14 protein-coding genes are annotated in these 14,490 nt (G+C 75.4%); 10 read left to right on the top strand and 4 right to left on the bottom strand.

All coding sequences use genetic code 11. From position 1 onward, the window contains the following. Window positions 1–211: 211 nt before the first annotated feature. The gene (locus ACZ6O2_RS15775; RefSeq protein WP_319460489.1) at window positions 212–532 is read left to right on the top strand and encodes a WhiB family transcriptional regulator; all 321 of its coding nucleotides are present in this window, start codon (window positions 212–214) and stop codon (window positions 530–532) included. Window positions 533–538: 6 nt separating this feature from the next. Here the strand turns inward: ACZ6O2_RS15775 and bagB are convergent, their stop codons facing one another. The 3 genes from bagB to ACZ6O2_RS15790 are packed head-to-tail and all read right to left on the bottom strand — an operon-like array spanning window position 539 to window position 3,426. Next, a complete protein-coding gene (gene bagB / locus ACZ6O2_RS15780; protein ID WP_350709510.1) occupies window positions 539–1,690 on the bottom strand; it encodes an ArsA family ATPase in 1,152 nt (383 codons plus the stop codon). A gap of 54 nt (window positions 1,691–1,744) precedes the next feature. Further along, window positions 1,745–2,722, bottom strand: coding sequence for an ATPase BagA (bagA, locus tag ACZ6O2_RS15785; RefSeq protein ID WP_466023319.1), 978 nt, complete (start codon window positions 2,720–2,722; stop codon window positions 1,745–1,747). A 26-nt stretch (window positions 2,723–2,748) separates the two neighbouring features. Beyond that, the gene (locus ACZ6O2_RS15790; RefSeq protein ID WP_466023320.1) at window positions 2,749–3,426 is read right to left on the bottom strand and encodes an Rv0361 family membrane protein; all 678 of its coding nucleotides are present in this window, start codon (window positions 3,424–3,426) and stop codon (window positions 2,749–2,751) included. A 313-nt stretch (window positions 3,427–3,739) separates the two neighbouring features. On the opposite strand from ACZ6O2_RS15790, the gene ACZ6O2_RS15795 reads away from it, so the two are divergent. From ACZ6O2_RS15795 to ACZ6O2_RS15825, 7 genes are all read left to right on the top strand, one after another. Next, complete coding sequence (locus ACZ6O2_RS15795) at window positions 3,740–4,228, top strand: hypothetical protein (RefSeq protein ID WP_350709637.1); 489 nt, start codon at window positions 3,740–3,742, stop codon at window positions 4,226–4,228. 46 nt (window positions 4,229–4,274) lie between these two features. After that, entirely contained in the window at window positions 4,275–4,430 is a 156-nt protein-coding gene (locus ACZ6O2_RS15800) for a DUF4177 domain-containing protein (protein ID WP_013736319.1), read from the top strand. Window positions 4,431–4,435: 5 nt separating this feature from the next. Further along, a complete protein-coding gene (locus tag ACZ6O2_RS15805) occupies window positions 4,436–4,897 on the top strand; it encodes a RidA family protein (RefSeq protein ID WP_350709504.1) in 462 nt (153 codons plus the stop codon). A 119-nt stretch (window positions 4,898–5,016) separates the two neighbouring features. Then, a complete protein-coding gene (locus ACZ6O2_RS15810; protein ID WP_350709502.1) occupies window positions 5,017–5,844 on the top strand; it encodes an MBL fold metallo-hydrolase in 828 nt (275 codons plus the stop codon). Beyond that, the gene (locus ACZ6O2_RS15815) at window positions 5,841–9,428 is read left to right on the top strand and encodes an adenylate/guanylate cyclase domain-containing protein (RefSeq protein ID WP_350709500.1); all 3,588 of its coding nucleotides are present in this window, start codon (window positions 5,841–5,843) and stop codon (window positions 9,426–9,428) included. The genes ACZ6O2_RS15810 and ACZ6O2_RS15815 overlap by 4 nt, the downstream gene beginning before the upstream one ends. 138 nt (window positions 9,429–9,566) lie before the next feature. Further along, window positions 9,567–10,037, top strand: coding sequence for a hypothetical protein (locus tag ACZ6O2_RS15820; protein WP_466023321.1), 471 nt, complete (start codon window positions 9,567–9,569; stop codon window positions 10,035–10,037). Window positions 10,038–10,069: 32 nt separating this feature from the next. Continuing rightward, window positions 10,070–11,563, top strand: a complete 1,494-nt coding sequence (locus tag ACZ6O2_RS15825; RefSeq protein WP_350709497.1) for a serine/threonine-protein kinase — start codon at window positions 10,070–10,072, stop codon at window positions 11,561–11,563. On the opposite strand, the gene ACZ6O2_RS15830 is transcribed toward ACZ6O2_RS15825, so the two are convergent. Further along, on the bottom strand, window positions 11,540–11,884 hold the full coding sequence (locus tag ACZ6O2_RS15830) for a hypothetical protein (RefSeq protein WP_350709495.1): 345 nt from the start codon (window positions 11,882–11,884) through the stop codon (window positions 11,540–11,542). The genes ACZ6O2_RS15825 and ACZ6O2_RS15830 overlap by 24 nt on opposite strands. Window positions 11,885–11,983: 99 nt before the next feature. Here ACZ6O2_RS15830 and ACZ6O2_RS15835 point away from each other — a divergent pair, with 99 nt between their 5' ends. Continuing rightward, window positions 11,984–12,421 carry a hypothetical protein gene (locus tag ACZ6O2_RS15835; protein ID WP_466023322.1) on the top strand — a complete coding sequence of 146 codons (438 nt, stop codon included), beginning with the start codon at window positions 11,984–11,986 and terminating at the stop codon, window positions 12,419–12,421. A gap of 231 nt (window positions 12,422–12,652) precedes the next feature. Then, window positions 12,653–14,461, top strand: coding sequence for an alpha/beta hydrolase (locus tag ACZ6O2_RS15840; protein WP_466023323.1), 1,809 nt, complete (start codon window positions 12,653–12,655; stop codon window positions 14,459–14,461). Window positions 14,462–14,490: the final 29 nt, after the last annotated feature.

Below are 14,490 nucleotides of genomic sequence, written 5' to 3' on the forward strand. Positions count from 1 at the left end.
CGGTCGCGAAGCCCGGGAAGCCGGGAGTGTCCGGAATGATGGATTTAGCCGACAACGTTGCGTAATCAGGCGACTACAGAGCATGATGGGGGCGGCGACCGAGCCACATGTCGTCCGTGCGGCCTTGGGGAAGGCGCGCCGGGCGACCGGGGGGAATTGCCGGCTGGTCCGCGACGGGGTCGGTAGGTACTGCAAGGGGGGACGAGTACACATGGGCATGATCACTGACTGGCCGTCGCTGGCGGCGTGTCAGAACGGGGACCCGGACGCGTTGTTCGTACAGGGCGCCGAACAGAACGTGGCCAAGCGGATCTGCCGGAGCTGCCCAGTCCGGTACGAGTGCCTGGCCGACGCGCTGGACAACCGGATCGAGTTCGGCGTGTGGGGTGGCATGACCGAGCGCGAACGCCGCGCGCTGCTGCGCCGTCACCCCCAGGTGACGAGCTGGCGCAAGATGTTCGAGGCCGCGATGAAGAAGAACGCCAAGGACAAGGCCGGCAAGGACAAGATCCTCGTCACCGCCGCCGGCTGAACGCCGTCACGGCCGGCTGATCGCCGCGCCGATCGTCCGCAGCCCGTCGACGTCGTGCACGTCGGCGGGCTGCGCCGTCACGGACACCGCCGGCACCGCCGGGAACGCCTCCGTGAACCGGGCCGCCACCTGCCGCTCGCGTACCGCCTGCTGGGCCAGGGCCGCGTGGGCCCGCAGCACGTCGACGGTGCCTTCGTGCCCACCCAGGTCGGCCAGGCGCTCCGCGGCGGCCATGCTCTCCGCCGCGCCGAGGCCGGGCACGGCCGGCCGGTGCACCCGGTTGAGCACCAGGCCCGCCAGCGGCATCCGCTCCTCGCGCAGCCGGCCCGCGAAGTAGGCGGCCTCCCGGACCGCGTCCGGCTCGGGCGCCGCGACCAGTAGGAACGCCGTCTCCCGCGCCTGGAGGATGCGGTACGTCTGCTCGGCGCGCTGCCGGAACCCGCCGAACATCGAGTCGAGCGCGGCGACGAAGCCGGAGAGGTCGGTCAGCAACTGGGCGCCGAGCACCTTCTGCACGACCTTGGAGAACATCCCGAACGAGGCGGTCACCAGGCTGAACATGCTCCGCCCGCCGGTGCGCGCCGGGGCGAGCAGCAGCCGCAGCATCCGCCCGTCGAGGAAGCGGGACAGCCGGGCCGGGGCGTCCAGGAAATCCAGCGCCGAGCGGGACGGCGGGGTGTCCACCACGATCAGATCCCACTCGCCCCGGGCGTGCAACTGGCCCAGCTTCTCCATCGCCATGTATTCCTGGGTGCCGGCGAAGGTCGAACTCATCGCCTGGTAGAAGGGGTTGGCGAAGATCTCCGCCGCCTTCGCCTGATCGGTGTGCTGGAGCACCACGTCGTCGAAGGTGCGCTTCATGTCCAGCATCATGGCGTGCAGCTCGCCGCCGCTGGCCTCGACGTCGATCCCCTTGACCTGGCGGGGGGTGTTGTCCAGTTCGGTCAGCCCGAGCGACTGGGCCAGCCGGCGGGCCGGGTCGATGGTGAGCACCACCGTCCGCCGGCCGTGCTGCTCCGCGGCCCGCAGCGCGAGCGCGGCGGCCGTGGTCGTCTTCCCCACCCCGCCCGCCCCGCAGCAGACCACGATCCGCACGCCGGGATCGGCGAGGATCTGGTCGACATCCAGCTGCGGCGCCGCGTCTTCGGAAGGCACCAATCGAGCGTATCGGGCCGGGTCGGTCGCCGTGCCCGTGCCGGTGGCAGGTGTGAGTCAATCCGCCCGGAGCAGGGCCTCGGCCAGCCGGTCCAGCCCGATGCGGTCCACCCCGTCGGGCAGCAGCGGCAGCTCGGTCAGCGGCAGCCCCAGCTCCACCAGGTCGGCCCGCAGCGAATCCTCCAGCTCGCGGCGGATCGCCTGGTCGCGTGCCTCCACGGCGAGCCCGGCGACGGTGTCCCGGTCCGCCGGCAGCCCGGCGGCGCGCAGCCCCCGCTCCAGCTCGGCCGGGCCCACCGCGCGACCCGCGGGCAGCGGCGGCCGGGTGCCGTTGACGATCACCCGCCCCACCGGGAAGCCGAACGAGGTCAGCTCGGCGATCGCGTCGACCGTCTCCTGGACCGGCATCTCCTCCAGCAGGGTCACCACGTGCACGGCGGTGATCGGGGAACGCAGCAGCGCCGCGACCCCCTCGCTCTGGGTCTTGATCGGGCCGACCTTGGCCAGCCGGGCCGTCTCGGCGGTGACGTTCAGGAAGCGGCCGATCCGCCCGGTCGGCGGGGCGTCCAGCACCACCGCGTCGTACGCGCGCCGCTGGTCGACCGTGCGGGTGGTCGCCTCCTTCACCTTGCCGGTGAGCAGGACGTCCCGCAGGCCCGGGGCGATGGTGGTGGCGAAGTCGATCGCCCCGAGCTTGCGCAGCGCCCGGCCTGCCGCGCCGAGCTTGTAGAACATGTCCAGGTACTCGAGGAGGGCCTCCTCGGCGTCCACCGCCAGGGCCCGCACCTCGCCGCCGGCCGGCGCGTCGGTCAGGTGCCGCTCCTCGTAGGGCAGCGGGTCGGTGCCGAAGAGCTGGGCGATGCCCTGCCGCCCCTCGACCTCCACCAGCAGCGTGCGCCGCCCACCCGCGGCCAGGGCCAGGGCCAGGGCGGCCGCGACGCTGGTCTTGCCGGTGCCGCCCTTGCCGGTCACGACGTGGAGGCGGGCCGGCCACTGGGTGCCGGCCGGATCGGCCGGCCGCTCTGCTGCTCGCACCCGTCGAGCCTATCCAGCGGCCGGGCTCAGGCGACCTCGCAGACCCACCAACCCGTCCTCTTCACCACGGTGAACCGCAGGTCCTGGTCGGCGACCTTCTCGTCGGCGGTGGTCATGGTGACCTTGGTGGTGACCGTGGCGCTGTCGCCGGTCTGGTCGTCCACCTTCGGGCTGCTCCACCGGAACCGGGGGTTCTGGTGGGCCGCGACGTACTTCTCGACCTCGGCGACCTTGGCGGCGATCTTCTCCTCGTCCCGCGACGAGGAGCAGACCAGGGCGGCCGCCCTGCCCGCGTCGCGGTCCTTGTAGACGGCGGTGAGGAACTGGTCCACGGCGACCGTCGGCTCCTTGGCGCCCTCGCCGCTCTCGGCGTTGCGCAGCGTCAGGAAGGTGACGACGCCGCCGCCGGCGCAGAGCAGCAGGATCACCGCCAGGGCGATGGCGGCGATCAGCACGCCGCGCTTCTTCTTCGGTGCGGCGGGCGGCTGGTACGGCGGGTAGCCGGCCGGGGGCGGCGGGATCGACGGGTCCGGGGCCGCTGCCGGCGCGGGCGGCTGGTACGGCGGGTAGCCGGCCGGGGGCGGCGGGGCCGACGGGTCCGGGGCCGCTGCCGGCGCGGGCGGCACGGCGGCGCCGGGAGCGGCCGGGACGTCCGGCTGGCCGGCCGGCGATCCGGTGGGGCCGCCGCTGGGTGGTTGGGTCATCTCTTCCCCCCGGGGTGCGACGTCGTCGCCTGCCCCGGCGACGAGCGTGATCGAGCTGGCGGCGAGCCGGCGAGCGCCCGTCCGACCGGAAGGGTAGCGGTCGCTCGGCCGGTTTCGCGGGGCGGCAGGTGGGGCCTCGTCCCTGACCAGGGTTGTGTCGCATATGTGACTCGGCGTGACCGGGCGTGCGCGTCCTGTTGGCGGGACTCTTCCTCCGGTCCTACGTTCTCACCGGCGCGGGGGAAGGGTCGGGCACCGGGGCCCGGGCCCGCAAGGCGATGACGTGACCAGGTACGACGTCCGGAGGCAAGGCATGCGCGACGTGGACAACATCCCCCGAGCACAGTTCCCGGCGGGTGACCGGGCGTGGCGGACCGGGGCCGGTTCCGCCGGCGAGACCGAGGGCGTGGCCGGCGGCCTGCCGATCAACGAGCGGTCGTACCGGCGGTTCGCCCAGCCCGGAGAGGTGATGCGCACGGCTGGCCGCCCCGGCGCGCGCGGCCGGGACGAGGAGGAGCCCGGGTACGTCATCCACCTGCCGATCCGGGTCGCCGACCTGGCGGCGGCCACCGCGCTGGCCGGCACCGTCGCCACGTCGCTGAGCTTCCTGCTGGAACTGGACGCGGGCGAGACGACCGTGTCCACCGCGGACGACCAGAACAACCGGCACCGGGTCTTCTGCGACCTGCTGCTGCCGGACCGGTCGCGCTGCCCGCAGCCGTACGAGCACAGTGGCCCCTGCGGGGAAGTGCCCACCGCCCCGGAGCAGCGTCCCGCGCCCCGGCCGGCCGCCGGACCGTAGGCTGTGCGTCGAAGAGTCGTACTCCATCCGAGGGAGCCCTCCACCGATGCAGAAGTGGGAATACGCCACGGTCCCGCTGCTGGTCCACGCGACCAAGCAGATCCTCGACAACTGGGGTGAGGACGGGTGGGAACTCGTCTCCGTGGTTCCCGGCCCGAACCCGGAGCAGCTCGTCGCGTACCTCAAGCGGCCGAAGGCGTGAGCGGCATGACCAACGGTCCCCACGCGAAGCTCGCCGAGCTCGGGCACACGCTGCCCGAGGTGGTCCCGCCCGTGGCCAGCTACGTGCCGGCCGTGCAGTCCGGGCAGCACGTCTACGTCTCCGGGCAGCTGCCGATGGTCGAGGGGAAGCTGCTCGCCACCGGCAAGGTCGGCGCCGGCGTCTCCGCCGAGCAGGCGAAGGACCTGGCCGAGCGGTGCGCGCTCAACGCGCTGGCCGCGATCGACTCGCTGGTCGGCCTGGAGAAGGTCGTCAAGGTCGTCAAGGTGACCGGCTTCGTCGCCGCCGCCCCCGGCTTCACCGCCGTGCCCGGCGTGATCAACGGCGCCTCCGACCTGTTCGGCGCGGTCTTCGGTGAGGCCGGCCGCCACGCCCGCGCCGCCGTCGGCGTCGCCGAGCTTCCCCTCGACGCCCCCGTCGAGGTCGAGGTCATCGTCGAGGTCGCCTGACCCGCGCCCACCCCGCGATCTTGCACTGACCGCCCGGCAAAAGCCGTGAAGCGGGACGTATCCCAGGCGGAAACTGCAAGATCGCGGGGAGTGGCGGCGGGGGCCGTACGATCGCAGCCATGACCGGGCACTTCACCGCGCCGGCAGCGGCGCTCGCCGACCAGCTGCCGGGTTGGGTGACGCTGCTGCGTGCCCCGAACCCGGGGCCGATGACGCTCGACGGCACCAACACCTGGCTGCTACGCGCCCCCGGCCAGGAGCACGCCGTCGTCGTCGATCCGGGCCCGGCCGACGAGGAGCACCTGGCCGCGATCGTCGCGCGGGGGCCGATCGGGCTGGTGCTGATCACCCACGGCCACCCGGACCACACCGAGGGCTCGCCCCGCCTGCGCGACCTGCTCGACGGGGTGCCCGTGCGCGCGGCCGACCCGGCGCACACCCTCGGCGGGGAGCCGCTGACCACGCCCGGCGACAGCCTCGGCGGCCCCGGCCTGGACATCCGGCTCGTGCCGACCCCCGGCCACACCGGCGACTCGGTCTGCTTCGTCGTCGCGCACGGCGACGAGCGGGTCGTGCTCACCGGCGACACCATCCTGGGCCGGGGCACCACCGTGGTCGCCCACCCCGACGGGCACCTCGGGGACTACCTGGCCAGCCTGGAGCTGCTCTCGACGTACCGGGGGATCCCGGCGCTGCCGGGGCACGGCCCGGCACTGGCCGACTGCGCCGCCGCCGCGGAGTTCTACCTCGCCCACCGCCGGGCCCGGCTCGACCAGGTCCGGGCGGCGGTCGCCGAGGGGGCCACCACCGCCGCGGAGGTGGTCGCGAAGGTCTACGCGGACGTCGACCGGTCGCTGTGGTGGGCGGCCGAGTGGTCGGTGCGGGCCCAACTGGAACACCTCGGGCGGGAATCCGGCGCGGGCACCGCGGGGTTGGAGCAAGCGTGACCTGCCCGGTGTGCGGAACCGTAGCCGTCCCCGGCGCCCGGTTCTGCCACAACTGCGGGGCCGCCCTGCCGGCCGCCGCGACGCTGCCGGCGACCGAGCGCCGCGTGGTCACCGTGCTCTTCGGCGACCTGTCGGACTTCACCTCCTGGTCCGAGGACCTCGATCCGGAACGGGTCGGCGCGGTCACCGACCGGGTGCTCGCCGCCCTGGCCGGCGCGGTCAAGACCTTCGGCGGGCACGTCGACAAGCTCACCGGCGACGGGATCATGGCGGTCTTCGGCGCGCCGGTGGCGCACGAGGACGACGCCGAGCGGGCGGTCCGCGCCGCGCTGTCCATGCAGCGGGCGGTCCGCCGGGTGCTCGACGACGAGCGGGGCGGCGGCGCGCCGCTCGGTCTGCGGGTCGGCCTGAACACCGGCGACGTGATCGCCGGCATCCAGGCCGCGATCGAGTACACGGTCATCGGCGACACCGTGAACACCGCCGCCCGGCTGGCCGACGCCGCCGCCGTCGGCGCGGTCTACGCCGGGGCCCGCACCTCCGCCGCCACCCGGCACGTCGCCTCCTGGCGCGCGCTGCGCCCGCTGCGCCTCAAGGGCAAGCGCGAGCCGGTCGAGGCGTACGAGCTGCTCGGCCTCCTGGACGCGCCGGGCACCCGGTCCGGCCTCGGTGACGAGGCCCCGTTCGTCGGCCGGGAGACCGAGATCGGAAGGGTCGCCGGCCGGCTGGCCGAGGTGATCGACCGCGGCGAGCCCCGGGTGCTCCTGATGACCGCCGAGGCCGGGCTCGGCAAGTCCCGGTTCGCCGCCGAGGTGGAACGCCTCGCCGCCGGCTACGACGTGGGCGCCGGCCGGTACGCCGCGCACACCGGCGCCCGGGTGCTGTCGGTGCGCTGCGCCGCGTTCGGCGAGCGGCGCCGGCTCGCGCCCCTGGCCGACCTGGTCCGGGCGGCGGTCGGCCTGCCCAACGACGCCGCCACCGCGCTGACCCGCCCGGCCGTCGAGGAGCGGCTGCGCCGGCTCAACCAGCGGCTCGGCCGCGCGGGTGGCGACCCGGCCCCGGTCGCCACCGACCAGTTGCTGGCCCTGCTCGGCTACGCCGAACTGCCCGGCGGCCCGGCCGACCAGGGCGAGTGGACCACCGCCCAGCAGCCCGCCGACGCCGACGCCGTGCCGAACGCGGTCGCGGACCTGCTCAGCGCCCTCGCCGCGGAGGCGCCCCTGGTGGTCGTCGTCGACGACCTGCACGACGCGACCGCGGAGACCATCGGAGCGCTCGGGGTCGCCCTGTCCCGGCTCACCGGCCCGGTGCTGGTGCTGCTGCTCGGCCGACCCGAGCTGGTGCGCACCGCCGGGGCGCTGACCCGGATGTCGGAGGCCGAGGTGCACGCGCTGCCGCCGCTGCGCGGCGCCGACGCGGCCCGGCTGCTCACCAGCTATCTCGGTGGGGGGAAGCTGCCGCAGGCCGACACCGACCGACTGCTCGCCACCGCCCAGGGCAACCCGTTCTACCTGGCCGAGCTGGTCACCCTGCTGATGGAGCGGGGCGCACTGACCGCCGTCGCCGACCGGAACGCCCCGAGCCCGGGGGCCTGGCGGCTGGCGCCCGGCTCGCTCGGCAGCCGCCTGCTCTCCCGCGACCTGGCCGCGGTGCTCGCCGCGCGTATCGACGCGCTGCCCGTCGACGCCCGCTCGGTGCTGCGGGACGCGGCCGTGGTCGGCGACACCGTGCCGGGCGGGGCCCTGGAGGCGCTGCGCGAGCAGCGCGCCGGCCGGGACGGCCGCCCGGCGGCGGTGGTCGCCGTCGAGCTGGAGCGGGCCGTCGAGGAGCTGCTGCAACGCCGGATGCTGCACCGCACCCGCACCGGGTACGCCTTCGCCACCCCGCTGATGCGGGAGGCCGCGTACGCCGGGGTGAGCAAGGCCGAGCTGGCCGAGCGGCACGCGGCGCTGGCCCGCTGGGCCGCGACCGAACCGCCGGCCGGGGCGGGCGCGCCGGGCGGCTTCACCGGGGCGGCCCGGGACGTCTTCGTGGCCCAGCACGTGGAGCGGGCCGCCGCGCTGGCCGACGCGGTCGGGCTGCGGCCGGACGCCCCGGCGCGGACCGTCGTCCCGCTGGGCGTCGCCGCGCTCGGCGGGGCCGCCCGCCGGTCGCTGCAGGCGGGCGAGCCCGCGCTCGCCGTGGAGTACGCCGAACGCGCCGCCGAGCTGGCCCGCGACGGGGTGCCGGCGGCCGACCGGGTGGTGCACGCCCGGGCGCTGCTCCAGATCGGCCGGCCCGCCGACGCGCTCGCCTCCGCCGAGAAGATCGCGGCCAACGCCGGCGACGAGTCGGGCGTCCGGGCCAGCGCGCTGCTGCTCGCCGGGCAGGCCCACCAGACCATGGGCGACCAGGCGCGGTCGGCGGCCTGCTGGCAGGAGGCGTTGCAGGTGGCCACCGACGGCGGTCTGCCGACCCTGCGCGCCTCGGCGATGCGCCGCCTCGGCATGGCCGACTTCATCGCCGGGCGGCTGGGGCAGGCGAGCAGCCGGCTCGCCGCCTCGTACCAGGTGAGCCTCCAGGCGCAGGACCGCCGGGGGCAGGCGTGGTCGTTGCAGAACCTGGCCTGGGTCACCACCACCCGGGGCGACTTCGCCGGGACCGACGCGGTGCTCGGCCGGGCCGCCCGGCTCTTCGCCGAGCTGAAGGACCCGTACGGGCAGGCGTGGCTGCGGGGCACCACCGCGTTCGCCCGGCTGCTGGCGGGCCGGCTGCGGGAGGCGTGCCGGATGGCGCGGGTCTTCCTGCCGTTCGGCGAGCGGGTCGGCGAGGCGTGGGCGGTGGGCACGCTGCGGGCGGTGGAGGCGTACGCCACCGCCGAGCTGGGCGAGCTGGGCGAGGCGGACCGGGGTGCCCGCCGCGCGTACCGGGAGTTCGCCGCCGCCTCCGACGACTGGGGGCAGGGCTTCGCGCTGGTCGTCCGGGGGGTGGTGGCGCGCGGGCTGGGCGAGCCGGAACACGCCGCCGACCTGCTCACCGACGCGCTGCGGTACGCCCATCGGACGTCGCACCCGCTGCTCACCGGCATGGCCGGCACGCTGCGGGGGTTCGTGGCGCTGGACATGGGCGACTACGACACGGCCGAACGCGCCGCCCGCTCGGTGTTGACCGCCGTCGAGCCGCACAACCCGCAGGCGCCCGCCCAGGTGGCGCCCCGGGTGCTGCTGGCCACCGCCCGGCTGGCCGCGGGCGACTCCGCCACCGCGGTCGGGCTGCTCGCCCCGGTCGCCACCGTCGCCGCGACCGTGCCCTCGCTGCTCTTCTCCCGCCGCCAGACGATGGCCCGGTACGCCGCCGCGCTGCTCGCCCACGGCCAGCGCGAGCAGGCGCTGGACTGGGCCCGGCGGGCGGTCGCCGCCCCGGCGGAGGACGTGCGCAGCCAGGTGGTCGGCGCGATGGTGCTCGCCGAGGCGCTGGCCGCGTGCGGCCGGCCGGTGGAGGCGCTGGCCGCCGCCGAGGAGGCGGTGCGCCTGGCGTACGGGACCGAGCAGCGCAGCGAGCGCGCCGCCGCCGACGCCCTCCGCGCCCGCCTCGCCGCCGGCTGACCCCTGGCCGGCTCGGCGGGGCCCTGGCCCGGGCAGGTCTGGCGGTTCCGGTGATGTGGCATGTCGGGGGTGGCCGATAGCGTGTCAGGCCGGAGGGGCGGTCCAGTGTCGACCGCGCCGGGTCTGGGAGGGGCCGGGATGAGGTTGCCGCGTTCGGCCGCGGGATGGACGATCGCGGTCTTCGGCGTGCTGGCCCTGCTCATGGGCGTGGTCGGGCTGCTCTGGCCCGAGACGCTGCTGCGCCTGCTCGGCTTCGAGGTGCCGGCGACCCGCGCGGTCGGCGACCACACCGGCACCTTCCTCCTGGCGTCCTCGATGGCCTCGTTCAACATGGGGGTCTACTACCTGCTCGCCACCGCGACCGAGTGGCGCCCGTTCTACCGCTTCACGGTCGTGTTCCGGCTGGTCACGTTCACCGTGTTCGCCATCGCGGTGCTGACGGAAATCGCGCCCGGCCGGTTCTTCGGAGTGGCCGCCTGGGAGGGCCTCGGCGCGGTGGCGACCGCCGCCGGGCTCTGGTGGGACGCACGGCGCGCGGGCCCGGCGGCCGGCGGGGGTGGGAGCCGTCTTTCCGCTGGTGCCGCCCCGGCCCCCGACGCGGTGCACTGAGCGGCCCGTCCGGTTGGGTATTTTCTAGAACTGTGACCGCGACCCCGCCCGGCGCCCTGCCGTTGCCCATCGTGCCCGGTCTGACTGATTTGAGGGTCTTCGCCCGGGGAGGCTACGCGACCATCTACAAGGCGACCCAGATCTCGGTGGGGCGCGAGGTCGCGGTCAAAGTGGAGAATCGCACCCTGGACAGCGAACGGGACCAGGCCCGGTTCCTGCGCGAGGCGCGGGCCGCCGGGCGGATGTCGTCCCACCCGCACGTGGTGGACCTCTTCGACGTCGGGGTCACGGTCGACCAGCACCCCTACCTGATCATGGAACTCTGCGACGGCTCGTACGCGGAGCGGATGCGGACGTCGCCGCTCGGGCCGGCCGAGGCCCGCGACCTCGGCGTCAAGATCGCCGACGCGGTCGCCCACTCGCACGCGGCCGGCGTGCTGCACCGCGACGTCAAGCCGGCGAACATCCTCTACTCGCACTTCAACTCGGCGGTGCTGGCCGACTTCGGGCTGGCCGTGGTGGCCGAGATGCGTGACGCCTCGGTCGCCCTGGAGGTGCTCACCCCGGCGTACGCGCCGCCGGAGATGTTCAACCACGCGCCGCCGTCTCCCGCCGTCGACGTCTACGCCCTCTGCGCGACCCTCTACGCGGTCATGCACGGCCGCCCGCCGCGCTGGCAGTCCGAGCGCAATCCCAGCCTGGTGACGGTGCTGGAGATGTTCCACCAGCCGGTTCCCGGCCTGCCCGGTGTGCCGGACGAGCTGATCGACGTGCTCCGGGTCGGCATGTCCAACGACCCGGGGGAGCGCCCGTCGGCCGTCGAGCTGCGTGACCTGCTGGTCGGCCTGCCGCTCGACCCGGCCGGCGGCGCACCGGCGTCGGGCTCCCCGGTGGGCGGCGGTCCCGCCGCCTCCGGTCCGTACGCCGCCGGCCGCACGACCCGCCCCGCGCCCCGGCCGCCGGTGGAGGACATGCACCCGACGGTGCCCACCTCCGACCGGCGGCGCCGGCGGCGCTGGTTCCTCGGCGGCGCCGGGATGGTCGCGCTGGCCGCCTCGGCCAGCGCCGGCGCCTGGCTCGCCGGCCCGGCGTCCACCCCGGTCCCGTCCCCGACGGCCGACGTGGCCGCGACGAGCGGAGTGCTGCCCGCCTGCGCCGCGGCCACCGGGTTGCCCGACGGGGCGGGCTGCGCCGACGAGCTGGAGTGCTTCGGGCCGATGGAGGTGCGCGGCGCGCGGGCCAGGGCGGCCCGGGTGCCCTGCGACGGCGACCACACCTGGGAGAGCTACGCCGAGGGCAGGCTCCCCGACACCCTGGTCGGCGCGGACCACACCCGGGTCAGCGAGGCCCCGGCGGTGCGCCGGGTCTGCAACGAGACCACCTTCCGGCTCACCAGCGGGATGGGCCACGCCGACGGCTGGAACCTGGAGGTGCTGCCCCCGGCGGTCGACGCCGACCGGACGTACCGCTGCCTGGCCGGACGCGGGCTGGACGCGCTCGCGTCACCCACCCTCACCGGTCGCTGAGCCGCGCCCCCGGTGGCGCTCCCGCATCGCGCGGATCGCCTCCCGGCCGTCCAGCGTCTCCAGCGTGTCGGCGTCGATGCCGTACAGGCCGCCCGCCGGCTGCCCCGGGACGGTCGGCGTGACCGCCGGTCGCCGCCCGCCCTCCTCACGCGCCGCCGCCACCGACACCGCCGCGATCATCACCATCAGGACGCAGAGCAGCGCCAGGACCACTCCGAGGAGATCCTGACGGCCGCGCACGACCAGCGTCGCCAGCAGCGAGACCGCCGCCAGCGCCGCGACGACCGCCTTCGTCCGCGCGTCGGGCCTGGGAAACCTCACCGGTCCAGCATGTCCACTAGGGAGCCGCTGTCAACCGGAGGCGCCACCGCCGGTGCGATGATCTCCGGTGCAGGTCTTTACCAGGAGAGAGGAGCGCCGGTGTCCCGGTTCTGTCGGATCGTCGCCGCCGTGCTGGTGTCGGGCGTGCTGGCCGCCTGCGGGTCCGACCGTCCATCCGAGCCGGCAACCGCGCCGACGCCGACCGTCGGGAGCGCCACCGCGCCCGGGGCGTCGTCGTCCCCGGGCGGCGGTGGCTCCGCCACCGTGGACCAGGCGGTGGCCCGCTACCTCTCGGCCGCCTCCGGGGCCCGCTACGTGGGGCAGTGCGCGCAGGCGGAACCCGACCCGGACGCGGTCTGTGCGATCAAGATGGCCACTGTGGACGGCGGCGACGTCTACGGCGTGGGAGCCCCGTCCAGCGAGGTCGTCGGCTTCCTGCTGCTCCGCGAGGGGCCCGACGGCTGGCGGGTGGTGGACGACCACGTGCCGGGCGAGCCGGACGCGTCCACGCCCGCCTGGATGGCCGGCCTCGACTAGCCGGACCTGCCGGGCGGCCGGGCCGGGTGCGGCCGGGCCCACCCGTGGGAGTTGTGGCCGTCCGCCGGGTCGGGCGAGAACAGCGTCGGTCGTCGGGAACTCGTTACACCGGGCCGACGGATTGTCGGATATGCGGCCCCACGTCGGGCGGCATTCATTGCCCGCGATCCCTAGAGTGCGAAGGGTCGGGCCTCGCCCCGACCCGTCCTGTCGTCCACCGGAAGGGTCCACATGCCACGACGAACCCGGTCCCTCGCCGCCGCCGGTATCGCCGGCGTCATCCTCGCCGGATCGGCGGTCGCGCCCGCTGCCGCCGCCGCACCGTCCCCGACCGGCTGGGGCCGCCCGGCCACGTCCGACCGGACCAGCCCGGAGGAGGCACGCCGGGTCGACCGGGTGCCCACGCCCGATCTCGACTGGTACGCCTGCTACGACTACGCCGAGTGCGCCACCGTCCAGCTCCCGTTGGACTACGACAGGCCGAACGGCCCGACGACCGAGATCGCCGTGCTGCGGGTGAAGGCCCGCGACCAGCAGCGCAGGATCGGCAGCCTCTTCCTGAACCCGGGCGGCCCCGGCGGCTCCGGCACCGACGTCGCGCTCGCCGCGCCGTACTTCCTCGGTGACGAGGTGCTCGACCGGTTCGACATCATCGGCGTGGACCCGCGCGGCGTCGGCGCGAGCGAGCAGGTCAGGTGCTTCCCGTCGGTCAAGGAGCAGACCCGGGCGTACGCCGGGCTCAACGTGGCGTTCCCGTGGACGAAGGCCGAGGAGAAGGCGTACGTCGCGTCGTCGAAGGCGGTCGGGAAGGGCTGCTCCAGCACGGGCCGGCCGCTCACCGGCGCGATGTCGACCGCCGAGGTCGCCCGGGACATGGACGTGCTGCGCCGTGCCGTCGGCGACCCGAAGCTGACCTACCTCGGCTTCAGCTACGGCAGCGCGCTCGGCCAGTACTACGCCAACATGTTCCCGGACCGGGTCCGTGCCCTGGCCATCGACGGGGTGCTCGACGCGGACGCCTGGGTCGGCCGGGGCAGGGCGCGCACGCTGTCCCAGGAGGACCGGCTGCGCAGCGCGCAGGGCGCGTACAAGGCGCTGCGGGAGATCCTGGTGCGCTGCGACAGGGCCGGTGCCGAGGTCTGCCCGCTGGCCCAGGGCGACCCCCTCGCGTCGTTCGAGCTGGTGGCGCAGCGGCTGCGGGCCAAGCCGCTGGTGATCGAGGATCCCGAGCTGGGCCTCGTCCGCGTCAGCTACGCCGACTTCGTCTCCGCCACCCTGGGCGCGCTCTACAGCCCCGCCGGCTACGACCAGGTCGTCGGCCTCACCGCCGAGTTGCTGGTGCTCACCGACCCGGCGTCGGGCGCGACCGCCCGCCAGCAGGCGCGCGCCGACGTGGTCCGGCGCGCCGCCACGGCCCGCGAGCAGGCCCGCCGGTACGACTTCCCGTACGACAACGGGCTGGAGACGTTCCTCGGGGTGGACTGCACCGACGCCTACCACCCGGCGGACGCCGCCTCCTTCCCGGCGCTGGCGGCGAAGGCCGACAAGCGGGATCCGTACTTCGGCCGGCTGTGGACCTGGGGCAGCTCGCCCTGCGCCCGGAAGACGTGGACGGTGCGGGACGAGGACGCCTACCCGGGCCCGTTCAACCGGCGCACCGCCGCGCCGGTGCTGGTGGTCGGCAACTACTGGGACCCGTCGACCAACTACCGGGGCGCGGTCGGCGCGGCCAGGCTGTTGCCGAACAGCCGCCTGCTGAGCAGCGACAGCTGGGGGCACACCGCGTACGGGACCTCGGCCTGCGTGACCGGCGCGGTGGACGCCTACCTGGTCCGGGGCACGCTGCCGGCGAAGGGCACGGTCTGCAAGGGCGACGTCCAGCCGTTCGCCGAGCTGCCCGGGAACCCGGGGGCGACGCGGCGGGCGGAGTCGTCGAAGAGCGCCCTCGCGGCCGAGGGCGCGCCGGGCCGGGGCGAGCCGAAGCGGCTCCCGCCGGTGGTCGCGCCGCTGCCGGCGGTCGGTTCGCTGACCATCCGCTGAGGACCCGGGGTACGGCGGGCGATCGGGCG

The organism is Micromonospora sp. NPDC048040, from assembly GCF_055587185.1.

What these genes read in the sequence shown, in the direction of transcription:
- ACZ6O2_RS15840 (WP_466023323.1), top strand. Translation starts at nt 12,653, where the DNA reads ATGCCACGACGAACCCGGTCCCTCGCCGCCGCCGGTATCGCCGGCGTC.
- ACZ6O2_RS15790 (WP_466023320.1), bottom strand. Translation starts at nt 3,426, where the DNA reads ATGACCCAACCACCCAGCGGCGGCCCCACCGGATCGCCGGCCGGCCAG.
- ACZ6O2_RS15800 (WP_013736319.1), top strand. Translation starts at nt 4,275, where the DNA reads ATGCAGAAGTGGGAATACGCCACGGTCCCGCTGCTGGTCCACGCGACC.
- ACZ6O2_RS15820 (WP_466023321.1), top strand. Translation starts at nt 9,567, where the DNA reads ATGAGGTTGCCGCGTTCGGCCGCGGGATGGACGATCGCGGTCTTCGGC.
- ACZ6O2_RS15810 (WP_350709502.1), top strand. Translation starts at nt 5,017, where the DNA reads ATGACCGGGCACTTCACCGCGCCGGCAGCGGCGCTCGCCGACCAGCTG.
- ACZ6O2_RS15795 (WP_350709637.1), top strand. Translation starts at nt 3,740, where the DNA reads ATGCGCGACGTGGACAACATCCCCCGAGCACAGTTCCCGGCGGGTGAC.
- ACZ6O2_RS15775 (WP_319460489.1), top strand. Translation starts at nt 212, where the DNA reads ATGGGCATGATCACTGACTGGCCGTCGCTGGCGGCGTGTCAGAACGGG.
- ACZ6O2_RS15805 (WP_350709504.1), top strand. Translation starts at nt 4,436, where the DNA reads ATGACCAACGGTCCCCACGCGAAGCTCGCCGAGCTCGGGCACACGCTG.